Here is a 14,705-nt window from a genome sequence, read left to right on the forward strand (position 1 = left end):
AATTTCAATCTTATAAGTAGATGGAGAAAGGTTAAGACTTTTGTTGCTTATCTATATGCATATGCTATTGGTTATAGCTTTTTTAGAAAAAGTAAACTATGGAGGTAATTTCTCACCCGACGTATGAATACATTTTTAAAAGATAAATCATTTTCTTATGAATACATTCTTGGAATTCTAAACTCACGTTTAGCAGAATGGTTTTATTATTGGTTTGTTTATAACAGAGCCATTAGAACAATGCACTTTGACGAAGGATATTTAGGTAAACTTCCTATCAAAAAAATAAATTCTAAAAACCAACCCATAGCAGACCAAATAATCCAAAAAGTTGACCAAATCCTAACCCTTACCCAATCTAAAGATTATGACACAAACCAAGAAAAACAAAAGCACGTAAAAAGACTTGAGCATGAGATAGACCAGCTTGTATATCAGCTTTACAACCTAACAGAAGAAGAAATAAAGATAATTGAGGGAGACTCCAATGGATAAAAACGAAGTAAACACTGCTTTTGAAATATTACTTGAAGAGATTGAAGAAGTTTTTAATATGATAAGCAAGGAAGGAGAAGAGTCTTTTAAAAGCCGGGATTTTGATAAAGCAAAGACTCTTATTGAATATGGCGAACGACTAAAATATTTTAGAGAAAAAGTAAAAACGCTTCAGAAGGAATGGCAGACAATTTTCAGTGAAAGAATACCAACCCGTGGGCAGAAAAGACAGGCAAAAGGAAGACTTAAGAGAGGATTAAGGACTCCTGAGGAGAATTATGTAATGCCTATTTTAGAATCTGTCATTGAATTAGGCGGAAAGGCAGAGATGAAAGATGTCTTAAACCTTGTGCATGAAAAAATGAAAAATATCTTAAATAGTTATGATTATGAACCTCTTCCATCTAATCCGAAACAGAAACGATGGGAAAATACTGCCCAATGGGCAAGAAATACAATGGTCAATGAAGAGCTTCTTGTTAAAGATTCTCCACGGGGAATTTGGGAGATAACAGACAAAGGAAGAAAATTCTATGAAGAAAATAAACAATCTTGGCAGGCAGGTATAAACAATAAAGGATAAGAAATTAGTGGTTTTGTAAAATTTAAAAATGAGATCATTCGACCTCAGGATGACGACACTTTGCCTCCAACTTATGTAAGTGATTGTTCTAAAAATCAATATAGCCATTCTGCAGCAAACAAAGAATCTCATTTTTTCTCAATTTTTAATGTCCTTAAGATGACAAAATGATAACGCTGATTTTTGGAATAGATATGTTAGTTCAAGAAAAAAACAATACCCTTTAACACGCTCAAAAACCTACTTTTAAATATTTATCTAAAAAGTATATCCCTTTCATTGGTAAATATCGTTCAAAAATATGTGGTAAGTTTAAAGACTCGCTAATTATTTTTCCATGTCCGCCGGTTAGTATTATGTTAAATTTGCATTTATATTCATTTTCAATTTTACTAATGATACCTTCAACTAAAGATATGTATCCGTTATATATTCCAGATTGAATGCTTGAAATGGTATTTTTACCTACAATATTTAAAGGTTTTTCAATTTTTACTTTTGGAAGCTTGGCAGTTCTTGAAAACAAACAATTTACAGAAGATTCTAATCCAGGAAAAATAAGCCCACCATCATATTCAGAATCTTTATTAACCACATCAAAAGTTACTGCCGTGCCAAAATCGATTGCTATTAATGGCGGGTTTGTAATATTTATAGAAGCAAAAGCATTCAAAATCCTATCCGCTCCAACTTCTAACGGATTTTTATAATTGATTTTCAAAGGAACTTTTACATCCTTTCCTATTAATAATGGGTTTAAATTTAATAATTTTTTTAAAGCCTTAGTGATTTTTTCTTCAACCTGTGGAACTACAGAAGATATATAAATTTTATTAACATTTGTTTTATCTAAATTGTAAAAGTTTAAGAAAAAAGAAAAGTTAATTAACCAGTCATCAATGGTTTTTTCGTGGTCTGTTTTAAATTTTAATGTCTCAATTTTATCTATATCCTTTATATATCCAATCTCTGTGGTCGTATTACCAATATCAACTGCTAATATCAACTTTCCTCTCTACCTTTACTAAAGACTAAATTTTTATATCTAAAGAAATAATCAACAGTTGCTTTGTAAAGGCTTTGTGCAAATTTTTCTAAAAATCTATCATTTGCCAATAATCTTGCATCATTTTCATTTGTTATGAACGCTGTTTCTACCAAAACAGATGGGATTGATGGAGTTTTTAAAACTGCAAAGTTAGCCGATTCAATTCTTTTAAACTCAATATCCTTCAAACTTCTTTTTAAATAAATCTGAGCGAATTTTGCAAAATTTAATCCTTCTGTCATTGTGTGGCTTATAGCCATATCTGCCACTATTTTATTTACATTCGGATTAGCACTAACTTTTATAACATTTAACACTGTTTTGTTCTCTCTTTCCTCTACCATTTTAGCAAGTTTTGAAGTAGCACCTCTTAAATTCAATGTGTATATATAAGTTCCAGAGAGATTCGGATTTTCAGATGCATTCGTGTGAATGCTTATAAACAAATCTGCCTTTTTTTCTAAAGCGATCAACGTTCTATCATACAGCGGAATAAATACATCATCTTCTCTTGTTAGATATACTTTAAATCTTGGGTCTTTTTCTAAGAAAGATTTAAGTTTCAAAGCAACTTTTAGATTGATATCCTTCTCTCTTAGACCGTTAGCCGTTGCACCTGGGTCATGTCCACCGTGTCCCGGGTCTATAACTATTATTTTCTTTCTTCCTACAAAACTTTTTGGTACTTCTATTTCTATAGAATTCGAAGAAGAATCATTTATGGTTTGCATTTCTAAACTTTTTAGAATTTTATTTAAAATGTCATCTGAATCTTTTTTTGAAATCACTTTCTTAGATTCTTTATCTTCTTTAGCAGTATTATTATTTTCACTTACACTTTGTTTTTCTTTTTTGTCTAACACTTTCAAATCAATAACTAATCTATCTGGGTTAGAAAGACTAAACACCTTAGGGTCCATATTATCATTTATATCTAAATAGATTATGGTTTTTTTGGTGACTGTATCTTTCGATATTTCTATAGATTTAACAAATCTTGGGTCTAATTTTATAGCTGAACCTTTAAATTCACCGTCTATTTTGAAAATAAGAGTAGTAGACACTGGCAAATATTCATAATTTTTTACACCATCAAAAACAATCCTGTAGCCATAATCTTTTATTCCAGTTCTAACTTCAAATGCTTCTACATAAAAAATCCATATTAATATGCTTAAAAATATATATCTTAAAGTTCTCATGCCACATTCATCGGATTTTTGTATAAAAACTTAAACTAATGCAAGCAAAACCCGAGACCCAAAAACTGAGTCCCGGGAAGTGTTTACTGAGAAAGCTCTTTTCTTAATCTTTTAGCTACGTTTACCATATTTCTTAATGATGGTATTGTCTCTTCCCATCCTCTTGTTTTTAAACCACAGTCTGGATTTACCCAGATAAGGTCTTTTCTAATGTATTTTAATGACCTTCTTAAAATTTCTTCTATTTCTTCTTCTCTTGGAATTCTTGGAGAGTGTATATCGTAAACTCCTATACCAATTCCATGGTCGTAGTTAAATCTTTCAAATGCTTCTAAGATTTCTCCTTTACTTCTTGATGCTTCAATAGAAATAACATCAGCATCCATTTTGTAAATGTATTCAATGATTTCATTAAACTCTGAATAACACATATGGGTATGGATTTGAGTCTCATCTTTAACCGTATCATGGCTAAGCTTAAACGCTTTTACTGCCCAGTTTAAGTAGGCTTCTTGTTTAGATTTTTTAAGCGGTAATCCTTCTCTAAATGCCGGTTCGTCTATTTGAATGATTTTTATGCCGGCTTTTTCAAGGTCTAAAACTTCTTCTCTTAAAGCTATTGCTATTTGATAAGCTACTTCTTCTTTTGGAATGTCTTTTCTGTAGAAAGACCAGTTTAGGATTGTAACAGGTCCTGTGAGCATACCTTTTACCGGCCTATCAGTTAAGCTTTGTGCGTAAACAATTTCTTTTAACGTCATTGGATTTGGTCTTGAAACATCACCATAAATGATAGGTGGTCTTACGCATCTTGTACCATACGATTGAACCCAGCCGTTTTTAGTAAATGCAAAACCTTCCAACTTCTCGCCAAAGAATTCAACCATATCCGTTCTTTCAAACTCACCATGAACCAACACATCTAAGTCTAACTCTTCTTGAACTTTTATAACATACTCAATTTGTTTTTTGATAAAGTTTTCGTACTCTTCCTGGGAAATTCTTCCGGCTTTGTAGTCTGCTCTGTACTTCCTAACTTCTTGTGTTTGTGGAAAGCTTCCAATTGTTGTTGTTGGAAGTAATGGAAGTTTCAATAATTCCATTTGTTTTTTATATCTTTCTTCAAATGGAGTTTTTCTTCCAACTTCTGCGTTTCTTATTTGTGCGACTGTTTGTCTTACTGCTTCGTTATTGTATTTAGAGATGATAGATTTAATATCTGCTTCCGGTAAATCAACGCCGTTTGCAAAGTGGTCTTTCAATGATTTTAGCTCTGCCAATCTTTCGTCAGCAAAAGCAAGAATATTTATAAGGTCTTGTGATAAATGTCCTTTCTCCGGCTCTAAGCTAACTGGTAAATGGAATAATGGTGCTGCATTAGATAAGATAATGTTTTCTGGCTTTATGTAGTTTGATAATTCTTTAATTAAGTTTGCAGTTTCTTTTAAATTTGTTTTCCATGGGTCTCTTCCGGATACAACGCCAGCAACTAATATTTTATCTGCCGGAAATCCATATTTTCTAATGTTTTCTAAGTTTTCATTGTTTACTACAAAATCAAGACCAATTCCATGAACCGGTAAGTTTACAAGCTTATCATAGCTTGAAAGGCTTTCATAGTAAGTGTTAACAAATACTTTTAAATTTTTAATTCCGTCCATTACTTTCTCATATGCTTTTAATGCTAGCCCAACTTCTTCATCAGATAGATCTAAAACAAACGCCGGCTCGTCTAATTGAACGTATTCAACGCCTTCATTTTCAAGCTCTTTTAAAACTTGGTTGTATAAAGATGCGAAAAGGTCTAAGTATCCTGCAAATTTACTGCTTTCACTTGCTTTAACCATTTTCATTAAGATAGAACCTTCTTGTCTTTCATAGACTTTTGAAAGGTGAACAAAGGTAAATGGTCCTACTAAAACAGGCTTAGTTTTAATTCCAAGTGCTTCTTTTACGTATCTGTATGATTCAAGGGGTCTGTTTTTAACAAGCTTAATATCTCCTGCAAGCTCTGGAACTATGTAGTGATAGTTTGTATCAAACCATTTTGTCATCTCGCAGGCAATGGCTTTATCTGTTCCTCTTGCCATTGCAAAGTATCTATCAAGAGAGTCTTCTATATACTTAAATCTTTCCGGAATTACATTAAACATAGTTGCTGTATCAAGAACAAAGTCATATAGAGAAAAATCATTAGATGGAATAATATCAACGCCGCTATCAATAGCCTTTTTAACTCTGCCAAGATTTATTTCTGATGCTTTTGAGATAAGCTCATCTTTTGATATTTGACCTTTCCAGTAAGCTTCTACGACTTTTTTTAACTCCCTGTTTGGGCCAATTTTTGGATAGCCATGAATGGTTGTTTTCATAAATTTTTCCTCCTGAAAAAATATTAATTTTGCCATAAATTATACCTTATATTGATTCTAATTTCAAATGCAAATCATTTGCATTTTATCGTTTGGTAGTTTAAAATTAAATGACAAGTAAATAGTGAGTTGTATGAAAAATTATTTCTCACTACTTTAAACAGTATTAGTTAATATAAAGGAGAGTTATGGAAAAGTTAATCATACCAAAAGGATTTAAAACTACAAAACAAAGAAAGGCAATCTTAGAAGTTTTGGAAGAATGTAAAACACCTGTTCATGCAGAGGATATTTATTTAAAGTTAAAGGAAAAAGGAATTGATATAAGTTTATCTACTATCTATCGTAATCTTGATATGCTTCAAAAACAAGGATTGGTAGTCAAGGCTTACATGATTGGAGAAGATAAAGCAAGGTTTGGTCTTTCTTCTAAGAAGAATTATTTAATCTGTCAAAAATGTAAAAAGATTGTAATTATTGATAACTGCCCGTTTGAAAAGTTTAAAGAAGAGTTGATAGAAGTTCATGGATTTGATATTTTAGACCACAGCATTGAAGTTTATGGTATCTGTCCGGAGTGTAAGAAAAGTAAAAATTGTTAATATTAACACAAGATTTAACTTGGCATTACCTATCTTTCAATATGGAAAAAATCTATTTTATGCTCTTTTTCGCTGTTTATTATCATTTTTGAATTTTTTGACTAAGTCTATAAATTAATTAACCTTTTGATCGTCATACTGCAGCGAAGCAAAGAATCTCTGTTCTTTTACCTCTCACTTATTCACTGTACGGTCAATTCATGAATTGTCTCTGATTATTTTCTCACCTTCTTTAATTTGGGAGGTCCATCAGACTAAAGTCCTCAGGATGACGTGATATAGATAAACTTACAAAAATTTTAGAACATTCTCATAATTCACGTTTATTTAATGTTAAATATAAGTTATAATTATGTTAAAATTATTAGCTAAATTAACAAAAGGAGGAAGAGATGAGGAAATCACTTTTTGTCGCTGGAATTTTATCGTTAAATTTGTTAGCTCAGGCTGAGGAGGTTTTAAAGCTTGATAAAGTCCAGTTTACAGCTACCAAGTCAGAAAGAGAGGAAAAGGAAACGCCGGCCTCTACGGCTACGATTACAAAAGAAGAACTAAAATTTGAAAGAGGATTTAATCTATCAGAAAGTTTAAGTGAAGTATCTGGCGTTAATGCTGAAACGAAAAATGGTGGTTATGACGTTAGATTAATCATCAGGGGAGGGGGATTAAACGCTCCTTACGGCATAAGACAAATTAACGTTTTATTAGACGGCGTTCCGATTACTGACCCAGACGGTTTGACAAGACTTGATTTTGTAAATCCACAACTTATTGACCAAATAGAAATAGTTAAGGGTCCAAGCTCAACTTTATACGGTGCCAACGCAATAGGTGGCGTTGTAAACTTTATTACTAAACCAGTATGGACTGTCCAAGGTTTAAAGCTTAAGGCTGGTTTCGGAAATAATAACACACAGCTTTACAACTTACTGTATGGCAATAATTACAAAGGAAAATTATTCTACTACGTTGACATCACAAGAAGGTCAACAGATTCATGGCGGGAGTGGAACGAGTTTAAATCTACGCAAGCATCTTTTAAAATTGGGTATCTCTTTGATGATAAATCTTCCATAGAAACATACTTTAACTACTCAAAAGCAGATTTACAGCTTCCTAACAGTTTAACTAAACAACAATTTGATACAGACCCATCTAAGCAATATAAAGAAAATGTATGGATAAATAATGGAAGGTACAGCGAGATTTATTTCTTTAATACGAAATATCAAAATCAGCTAACAGATAGCTTTACAATTAAACCAATATTTTACATTCAAAAGTGGAGTCATTACCACCCTGTAACAGGCTTCATAAACGATGGCGGTGCTAAGGTTTTTGGTACTGATTTTATAACAGAGCTTAAACATTCATTGTTTGGCATCAGCTCAACATTAATCTCTGGCTTTCAAATTCAACATGACAAATATGATGCAGATAAATATACTTATGGAAATGTTATGTGTTCAACTGGACCATGTAATCCAAGACCAAATATAGATGTGATAAAATATACACTTTCCGACCAAAAAGGAAGATTGGCGGAAACAAATCATAACAAAATTCTTAAATACGGATTTTACGCTCAAGAAACGCTTAAACCCACAAAAAATCTCCTAATCGATATTGGACTTAGATGGGATGCTGTTAAATTTGACCTAAATCAACAAAACTATATTGATTATAACTACTCACTAACTAACGCAAGATATATAACCTCTAACAGTAATACACAAATTAACAGAACGTTTAGATTTATAAGCCCAAAGATAGGGTTTAGCTATGCAGTAGCACCTACAACGAATATTTATGCATCTTTTAGTGCAGGATTCCAGACACCTCAGTGGAGTCAGCTAACTGTAAATCCGAATTTAAAAAATACAAAAGCTTACCAGTATGAAATTGGAACAAAGACAGTTAAGTCAGACGAATACAGCTTTAACACGGCGTTCTTCTTTATAGACTCAAGAGACGAGATAACACAAGTTTTAGATGGGTCAAGGACGTCTTTTGCAAATGCTGGTAAAGTTAATAAAAAAGGCGTTGAAGTAGACGGAAGGTTTAAAGTATACGATGGTTTGTATATAGGGGGGTCCTATACATATAGCGATTTTATTTATAAAGAATATATAGAAGTTAAAAGAGTTGGTTCAAGCTTTCGTGCATATGATAGAAGCAATAATAGAATGGAGTATATTCCAAAGCATAAATACACGTTGTATGCTTATTACTTCCATCCATCTGGATTTAAAGCAAAGATAGACACTAACACATGGGGTCAGTACTACACAAATGCAGCAAATACAGGAAAATACAAAGGTTATGAGTTTTTGACGAATCTGTTTTTAGGCTATGAAAAGAAAAATTTAGAGCTTGGCTTTAGTGTTTACAACTTAACAGATAAAAAATATGCAGTTGAAGTTAAAGAAGATTCATCTACTCCATATGTTCCTGGTGCACCAAGAACTTGGTTTGTCTATGGTAGTTATAAATTCTAACAACATTTTGGAGGTGTGGTGATATGCAAGAGGTAAGAGTTGAATTAAAAGATTTTAGAAAAGAAAGAAGAAACATATTTGACATTCCTGCTGCTGGCAGTATATTAAGAAATATTAACTTTTTAAACGGTGTTAGGTTATTCTTACTTTTTTTAGTCATCTATGCAATCGTTTATGGCTTTATTAATCCTACCAAAGAAAACTTATTTACAACCGGTCTTTTTTGGGGTCTATTTTGGCCATTTTTCATGATTATCACACTTCCAACCGTTGGAAGGTTCTTTTGCACCGTTTGTCCTCATGGATTTTTAGTTAGATTTTTTACTAAGATAGGATTAAACAAAAACCTTCCAGTTAAACTGAAAAATCCTCTAATCGGTCTATTTGTACTGATTTTGGTTTATTGGTTTGTAGTATATACATTCCCATCTGTTTACAATAACCCACTTCCGACAGCTTTACTTTTCTTAGGCTTTACAATCTTAGCTATTACTGTATCGTTTGTATTTAGAAATGGTGTTTATTGTAAATATTTTTGTCCAATAGGCTCTATTTGTACATCTTTTAATAGAGTTGGCTTTACATGGCTCTCTACCAACCATGAAGACTGCTTAAAGTGTAAAAAGCCTGACTGTGCGATAGCTTGTCCGTATAAATTTAACCCATCCAAGTTTGACAGCAAAAACTCAATGGAAGAATGTACTCTCTGCATGGAATGTGCAAACGCTTGTAGCTCGGTAAGATGGGAGATTAGAAAATGGGGTCATTCTCTGTATGAAAAAATACCAAAACCTCAAAGCTTTGAAGTTTGGACTTACATCTTAATAATCGGCGTGATAACAATTACGATGAAGTTTCATCATGGCTTGTCAAGAACAGGACTTTCTGACTCTTTACCTTGGACAATAATCGGTAAATATTTAGACAGTATCTTTCATTTTCCAAAAGGCGTTGATATAGTTGGTTTTGTTGCTCTGTTGATGGGTATCGGGTCGGCTTTGCTCTTTAGTGCAGTTGGATTTTATATAGCATCAAAAATTTTAAACACTGATTATACGAACTTATTTAACAACATAGGTTATGCTTTTGCTCCAATCATGATTGTTGGGGGATTGTCTCATGCACTCTCATTTTTCTTCTTTGATTACTATCCACACTTTGTAAATGGAATATCCCAAGCGTTTTTTCTAAACATAACTGTAGAACCTCTTGCTTCAAGGTCAGACCCATGGCTAAGAGTCTTTACAATCTTTAACTACATAGCTGGCTTTTGGAGTTTATACTTGGTTCATAAAAGAATGTCTCTGTTTGGTTTTAATTTGCATCCAAAATACAAGTTAGCATTCTTATTTGTTTCCGCACTCCCGATATTTTATATTCTACTAAGTGTATTTCAGCAGTACGCATTTATGGCTTATCCGCCAACTTTCCACCATCACCATCACCATTGATGGTATAATTGATTTATAATTCTCAATAAGGAGAAGTAAATGAGTATTACAGAAATAGTTTTAAAGCTTGCCTTAATCGGTGGAGACCCTGTTCTTTATATCTTGCTTATCATGAGCATTATTAACTTTGCGATAATCATTGAGAGATTTATCACTTACAAAACGATAGAAAAAAACTTAACAAAGTTTGAACCGTTAGAGTTAAAAATATCCTTAGAAAAAAGACTTGGAATTTTAGCAACTTTTGGAAACAACGCACCGTTTATAGGCTTGTTTGGAACAGTTTTAGGAATAATAAAAGCATTTCATAGCCTTTCAACCTCAACAGAGTTTGGAGTTAGAGTTGTAATGGCAGGAATATCAGAAGCATTAGTAGCAACCGCAATGGGTCTTTTTGTAGCAATTCCTGCTGTTATAGCTTACAACTACTTTGTAAGAAAGGCAAAATTTTTAATGATGGTCTACGAAGAGTCTAAAAAGTAAGGAGCTAAAGATGAAGCTTATTGACGAAAATGAAAAAGAAATATCTGAAATAAACATGATTCCTTTGGTAGATATAGTCTTAGTTATCTTAATCATTTTTATGGCAACTGCTACATTTATGGTAGAAGGAAAGATTCCTCTTGACCTTCCAAAAGCAAAAACAGGAGAACCTGCAAAATCTACACAAAAAAGAATAGAAATAACAATCAAAAAAGATGGCATATATTTTGAAGGGCAAAAAGTAAACCCGGAAGAGCTTAAGCAAAAACTTCAAGCAGTTAAAACAGATGAAAATCAAGTAGTTGCTTTAAGGTCAGAAAAGGATGTAATTTTTCAAGATGTTGTAACAGTTATAGATGTTTGTAGACAGGTAGGATTAGAAAAGTACATCATAGAGACAAAAAAAGAATAGTATGAACTTTAAGAAAGAAAAACTCTTAGTTATTTCCTTAGTATTATCTTTGTTAATCCATGTACTGCTCTTTAGCTCATTTTTCCTGCTCAAACCCAAGCCAAAAGAAGAAAAAGAAAAAATAATTACAGTAAGTCTTGATGAAGACTTTAAAAAAGAGTTTAAACCACAGGTAGAAGAGAAAAAGATAATACAGAAAAATGAAGCATTAGCGCAATCTAAACCTTTACCAAAGATAGAAGAAAAAAAGATAGCGCAACAAAAAGAAACATTGCCACCACCACAACCTGCACTAAAGCCACAGCCAGAAAAACCTGAACCTATTATCAAACCAGAATCAGAAACACCAAAACAAGAAGCTCAAAAACCGCAAGAAAAACAAAACACTCAGCAACCTACACAGCAAAATCCGCCACAAACTCAATCAACTCAACAAACACAACCTACCCCAGCACAGACACCAAAAACAGAATCAACACCGATAGACTTATCAAAAGGAAGACCAGACCAATTTAAACAACCGGAGAAAAAGGAAGAAGATATAGACGGCTATCTTAAAGAATTGATAAGATATCTAAATCAACAGGCAAGAGAGAGAGATTTATATCCACCAATTGCTAAAAGGTTAAAGATAGAAGGTCAAGTAATTATAAGGGTAACTATAAATGAAGATGGAACAATAGACGAAAACTCTATAAAAATAGTAGAATCAAGCGGATATAACATTCTTGACAAAGGAGCCATTGAGATTTTAAAGAAATTACAACCATACAAAAAACCGCCAAAGAGAATAACAGTAGAAATTCCGATAGTATTTCAGATTATTTATATGTAGCTTATTGCAAACATCTGTTTAATGGATTATAATTTATGAAATATTTAGGATTATCTTAGAGGTAAATATTGACTTACGAAGCTTTTTCAAGAAAGTACAGACCAAAATCTTTTAAAGAAGTAATAGGTCAGGAGCATGTTGTTAAGACTTTAAAAAATGCTGTAAAGCTTGATAGGGTATCCCATGCTTACATCTTTTCTGGACCAAGAGGCGTTGGAAAAACAACCATAGCAAGAATCCTTGCGAAGGTCTTAAACTGTAAAAACCCGGTAGATTATGAACCTTGCAATCAGTGTGAAAACTGTATTGAAGTAGACAAAGGCTCTTTTCCGGACATGTATGAAATTGACGCAGCATCTAACAGAGGTATAGATGATATAAGAATGATTCGTGATAACGTTGGATACCAGCCAATAAAAGGAAAATACAAAGTATATATAATAGATGAAGCACATATGCTTACAAAAGAAGCATTTAACGCCCTTTTAAAAACCTTAGAAGAACCGCCACCAAGAAACATTTTTATCTTAGCAACAACAGAACTCTACAAAATACCAGAAACCATAAAATCAAGATGTCAAACATTTATATTTAAGCCACCAACAAAAGAGCAGATAAAAAACTATCTTTTGAGAATATTAAACAATGAAAAAATTCCATATGAAGAAGATGCAGTAGAACTATTAGCCCAAGAGCTTGAAGGTGGTATGAGAGATTCGGCAAGTCTTTTAGACCAAGCAGTAACTTATGCAGAAGGAAAGCTTACAAGAAAAGATGTAGAAGAAATTCTTGGAATAGTTCCATACAGCTATGTACAAAAGTTTTTAAGAAACATTAAAGAGTTAAAAGTTGATGAAAACATAAAATTGATTGATACACTTGAAGATGAAGGATATGATATAAACGTATTTTGGAAACAGCTTTTAGAAGCCATCCACAAAACACTTATAGACTTAGCACTTGATAAAGAAGATGAAATTTTCTCAAAAGAAGACTTAAAATCTCTTATTTATTTAAAAACCATTTTCACAAAAGCATACTCAGAAGCAAGAACATTTTTTGACCCAAAACAGATTTATCATCTAACAATTTTAAAAACGTTGTATTTAGACAGCATCAAAAAAATAGAACAGCTTTTTGCTGAAGGCGTTCAAGTTGTCCCTAAAAAAGAGCCTGAAGTAGTAAGACAAGAAATTAAACCGCAAGAAAAACAAGAAACTAAACACCAAGAAGAGACAAAGCCAAAAGAAGAGCAAAAACAGGATTTAAACAAAATCATTAGTCAGATTATAAAAAATGAAAAAGTCATAGCAGTAATAATGAAAAACGCAGAAATTAAAGAAGATGAAAATGCAGTTTACATAAAAGTTAAATCAAAAAGCGAAGAAGACGTTTTAAGAGACAATATGAGCATTTTAACTAAATACTTCAGCAGAGAAATATTTATATCATCTCCGGAAGAAAAAAAAAGTAAAGTTAAAGAATCTAAAAAAGATGAGGCAGTAGAAAAGGTTTTAGAGCTTTTCCCTGGTTCAAAAATAATCACTTACAAAAAGGAGGATGACAATGTTTAACTTTGGAGATTTGGCTGAGTTAATGAAACAAATACAGAGTATAAAAGAAAATGCAGAAAAAACAAAGGAAGAGCTTAAAAATGAAAAAATAGTCGTTGAAGTTGGCGGAGGAATGGTAAAGGTTGTATCGGATGGTCTTGGAACAGTGTTAGATTTAGAAATAGATAAATCACTTCTTAATGAAAATGAATACCCAGTCTTAAAAGATTTGCTTATCGCGGCTATAAATGAAGTATCAGAAAAGTCTAAGGAAGCTATAGCAGATAAAATTTCTAAGGCAACAGGTCTTCCTATGAATATGTCTAAATTTGGTGGTATGTTTTGAATTTAGTTCCAGAGAGTATTCAGCAGGTTATATCGGAAATATCGAGACTGCCAGGTTATGGAGAAAAAACAGCCCAAAGATTAGCTGTCAATCTATTAAAAATGCCAAAAGGTGAAGCGGTAGACCTTGTAAGACATTTGGCTTTAATGCTTGATAAAGTTCTTCTTTGTAGAGAATGCGGAATTTTTACAGAAAAAGAAATTTGCGATGTATGTAGTGATGAAAGTAGAGATAAGTCTATAATCTGTGTAGTTGAAGAATCTTTTGATGCTTTTATGATTGAAAATACAGGTAAATACAACGGACTTTATCATGTTTTAGGCGGAAGGCTTTCTCCATTAGAAGGCATAGGTCCAGAAAAGCTAAACATAAAATCTTTAATTGAGAGAATAAAAAAACTGAATGTAAAAGAAATTATCTTTGCAACAAATCCAACAGTAGAAGGCGAAGCAACAGCAAATTATATACATAATTTGATAAAAAACTATCCTGTAACCATCTCAAGATTAGCTTATGGCTTACCTTTTGGCGGAGTATTAGAAAATGCAGATGATTTTACATTAGCTAAAGCGTTGGAAAATAAACAAATTTTGAAGTGAGAAGTTATTTATAAATTTATTCCACTAATCAAACTCTTTGTTAGCTACAAAATAATGGAAGGATTTGGAGCTTGAAAGTTTGATATCGGAAAACTAAATAACCCCCGGCGTCGACCTACTTTCCCGACCGGTCTCCCGGCCAGTATCATGGGCGCTGGTGGGCTTAACTGCCGGGTTCGGAATGGAAGCCGGGTGTTTCCCCACCGCTATGGACACCAGGGATTTG

Annotated in this window: 14 protein-coding genes and 1 rRNA gene; 11 read left to right on the plus strand and 4 right to left on the minus strand. The window is 32.7% G+C overall.

Going from position 1 to position 14,705, the window contains the following annotated elements; genetic code table 11:
* The first annotated feature begins 123 nt into the window (after positions 1–123).
* Both Q0929_RS07140 and Q0929_RS07145 read left to right on the plus strand, forming a co-directional pair.
* On the plus strand, positions 124–495 hold the full coding sequence (locus tag Q0929_RS07140) for a TaqI-like C-terminal specificity domain-containing protein (protein ID WP_299239236.1): 372 nt from the start codon (positions 124–126) through the stop codon (positions 493–495).
* The gene (locus Q0929_RS07145; protein ID WP_299239238.1) at positions 488–1,078 is read left to right on the plus strand and encodes a winged helix-turn-helix domain-containing protein; all 591 of its coding nucleotides are present in this window, start codon (positions 488–490) and stop codon (positions 1,076–1,078) included. Before Q0929_RS07140 ends, Q0929_RS07145 begins: the two co-directional genes overlap by 8 nt.
* Positions 1,079–1,310: 232 nt before the next feature.
* Here Q0929_RS07145 and Q0929_RS07150 read toward each other — a convergent pair whose 3' ends face one another.
* The 3 genes from Q0929_RS07150 to metE all read right to left on the minus strand — a co-directional run bounded on the left by Q0929_RS07150 (position 1,311) and on the right by metE (position 5,700).
* On the minus strand, positions 1,311–2,084 hold the full coding sequence (locus tag Q0929_RS07150) for a type III pantothenate kinase (protein ID WP_299239240.1): 774 nt from the start codon (positions 2,082–2,084) through the stop codon (positions 1,311–1,313).
* Complete coding sequence (locus Q0929_RS07155; RefSeq protein ID WP_299239242.1) at positions 2,081–3,328, minus strand: N-acetylmuramoyl-L-alanine amidase; 1,248 nt, start codon at positions 3,326–3,328, stop codon at positions 2,081–2,083. Before Q0929_RS07155 ends, Q0929_RS07150 begins: the two co-directional genes overlap by 4 nt.
* A gap of 83 nt (positions 3,329–3,411) precedes the next feature.
* The gene (gene metE / locus Q0929_RS07160) at positions 3,412–5,700 is read right to left on the minus strand and encodes a 5-methyltetrahydropteroyltriglutamate--homocysteine S-methyltransferase (RefSeq protein WP_299239245.1); all 2,289 of its coding nucleotides are present in this window, start codon (positions 5,698–5,700) and stop codon (positions 3,412–3,414) included.
* 188 nt (positions 5,701–5,888) lie between these two features.
* On the opposite strand from metE, the gene Q0929_RS07165 reads away from it, so the two are divergent.
* From Q0929_RS07165 to recR, 9 genes are all read left to right on the plus strand, one after another.
* Complete coding sequence (locus tag Q0929_RS07165) at positions 5,889–6,302, plus strand: transcriptional repressor (protein ID WP_299239247.1); 414 nt, start codon at positions 5,889–5,891, stop codon at positions 6,300–6,302.
* A 392-nt stretch (positions 6,303–6,694) separates the two neighbouring features.
* Positions 6,695–8,800: a TonB-dependent receptor gene (locus Q0929_RS07170; RefSeq protein ID WP_299239249.1), complete on the plus strand. Its 2,106-nt coding sequence runs from the start codon at positions 6,695–6,697 to the stop codon at positions 8,798–8,800.
* Positions 8,801–8,823: 23 nt separating this feature from the next.
* Positions 8,824–10,251, plus strand: a complete 1,428-nt coding sequence (locus Q0929_RS07175; protein WP_299239272.1) for a 4Fe-4S binding protein — start codon at positions 8,824–8,826, stop codon at positions 10,249–10,251.
* Between the two features lie 39 nt (positions 10,252–10,290).
* Positions 10,291–10,734 (plus strand): MotA/TolQ/ExbB proton channel family protein, encoded by a 444-nt coding sequence (locus Q0929_RS07180; protein ID WP_299239273.1) that lies wholly within the window; start codon positions 10,291–10,293, stop codon positions 10,732–10,734.
* A 10-nt stretch (positions 10,735–10,744) separates the two neighbouring features.
* Positions 10,745–11,146: a biopolymer transporter ExbD gene (locus tag Q0929_RS07185; protein WP_299239275.1), complete on the plus strand. Its 402-nt coding sequence runs from the start codon at positions 10,745–10,747 to the stop codon at positions 11,144–11,146.
* A 1-nt stretch (position 11,147) separates the two neighbouring features.
* Positions 11,148–11,981, plus strand: coding sequence for an energy transducer TonB (locus tag Q0929_RS07190; RefSeq protein ID WP_299239277.1), 834 nt, complete (start codon positions 11,148–11,150; stop codon positions 11,979–11,981).
* Between the two features lie 68 nt (positions 11,982–12,049).
* Entirely contained in the window at positions 12,050–13,555 is a 1,506-nt protein-coding gene (gene dnaX, locus Q0929_RS07195; protein WP_299239279.1) for a DNA polymerase III subunit gamma/tau, read from the plus strand.
* On the plus strand, positions 13,548–13,880 hold the full coding sequence (locus Q0929_RS07200) for a YbaB/EbfC family nucleoid-associated protein (protein ID WP_299239281.1): 333 nt from the start codon (positions 13,548–13,550) through the stop codon (positions 13,878–13,880). Before dnaX ends, Q0929_RS07200 begins: the two co-directional genes overlap by 8 nt.
* On the plus strand, positions 13,877–14,479 hold the full coding sequence (recR, locus tag Q0929_RS07205; protein ID WP_299239283.1) for a recombination mediator RecR: 603 nt from the start codon (positions 13,877–13,879) through the stop codon (positions 14,477–14,479). Before Q0929_RS07200 ends, recR begins: the two co-directional genes overlap by 4 nt.
* 102 nt (positions 14,480–14,581) lie before the next feature.
* On the opposite strand, the gene rrf is transcribed toward recR, so the two are convergent.
* Positions 14,582–14,699, minus strand: a 5S ribosomal RNA gene (rrf, locus tag Q0929_RS07210).
* Positions 14,700–14,705: the final 6 nt, after the last annotated feature.

It is taken from the genome of Sulfurihydrogenibium sp., from assembly GCF_028276765.1.
Lineage (GTDB): Bacteria > Aquificota > Aquificia > Aquificales > Hydrogenothermaceae > Sulfurihydrogenibium.

Excerpts from the sequence above, each read along its gene's own strand:
- Q0929_RS07140 (WP_299239236.1), top strand. The coding sequence starts at position 124 with ATGAATACATTTTTAAAAGATAAATCATTTTCTTATGAATACATTCTT.
- Q0929_RS07145 (WP_299239238.1), top strand. The coding sequence starts at position 488 with ATGGATAAAAACGAAGTAAACACTGCTTTTGAAATATTACTTGAAGAG.
- Q0929_RS07155 (WP_299239242.1), bottom strand. The coding sequence starts at position 3,328 with ATGAGAACTTTAAGATATATATTTTTAAGCATATTAATATGGATTTTT.
- metE (WP_299239245.1), bottom strand. The coding sequence starts at position 5,700 with ATGAAAACAACCATTCATGGCTATCCAAAAATTGGCCCAAACAGGGAG.
- Q0929_RS07165 (WP_299239247.1), top strand. The coding sequence starts at position 5,889 with ATGGAAAAGTTAATCATACCAAAAGGATTTAAAACTACAAAACAAAGA.
- Q0929_RS07170 (WP_299239249.1), top strand. The coding sequence starts at position 6,695 with ATGAGGAAATCACTTTTTGTCGCTGGAATTTTATCGTTAAATTTGTTA.
- Q0929_RS07175 (WP_299239272.1), top strand. The coding sequence starts at position 8,824 with ATGCAAGAGGTAAGAGTTGAATTAAAAGATTTTAGAAAAGAAAGAAGA.
- Q0929_RS07180 (WP_299239273.1), top strand. The coding sequence starts at position 10,291 with ATGAGTATTACAGAAATAGTTTTAAAGCTTGCCTTAATCGGTGGAGAC.
- Q0929_RS07185 (WP_299239275.1), top strand. The coding sequence starts at position 10,745 with ATGAAGCTTATTGACGAAAATGAAAAAGAAATATCTGAAATAAACATG.
- Q0929_RS07190 (WP_299239277.1), top strand. The coding sequence starts at position 11,148 with ATGAACTTTAAGAAAGAAAAACTCTTAGTTATTTCCTTAGTATTATCT.
- Q0929_RS07200 (WP_299239281.1), top strand. The coding sequence starts at position 13,548 with ATGTTTAACTTTGGAGATTTGGCTGAGTTAATGAAACAAATACAGAGT.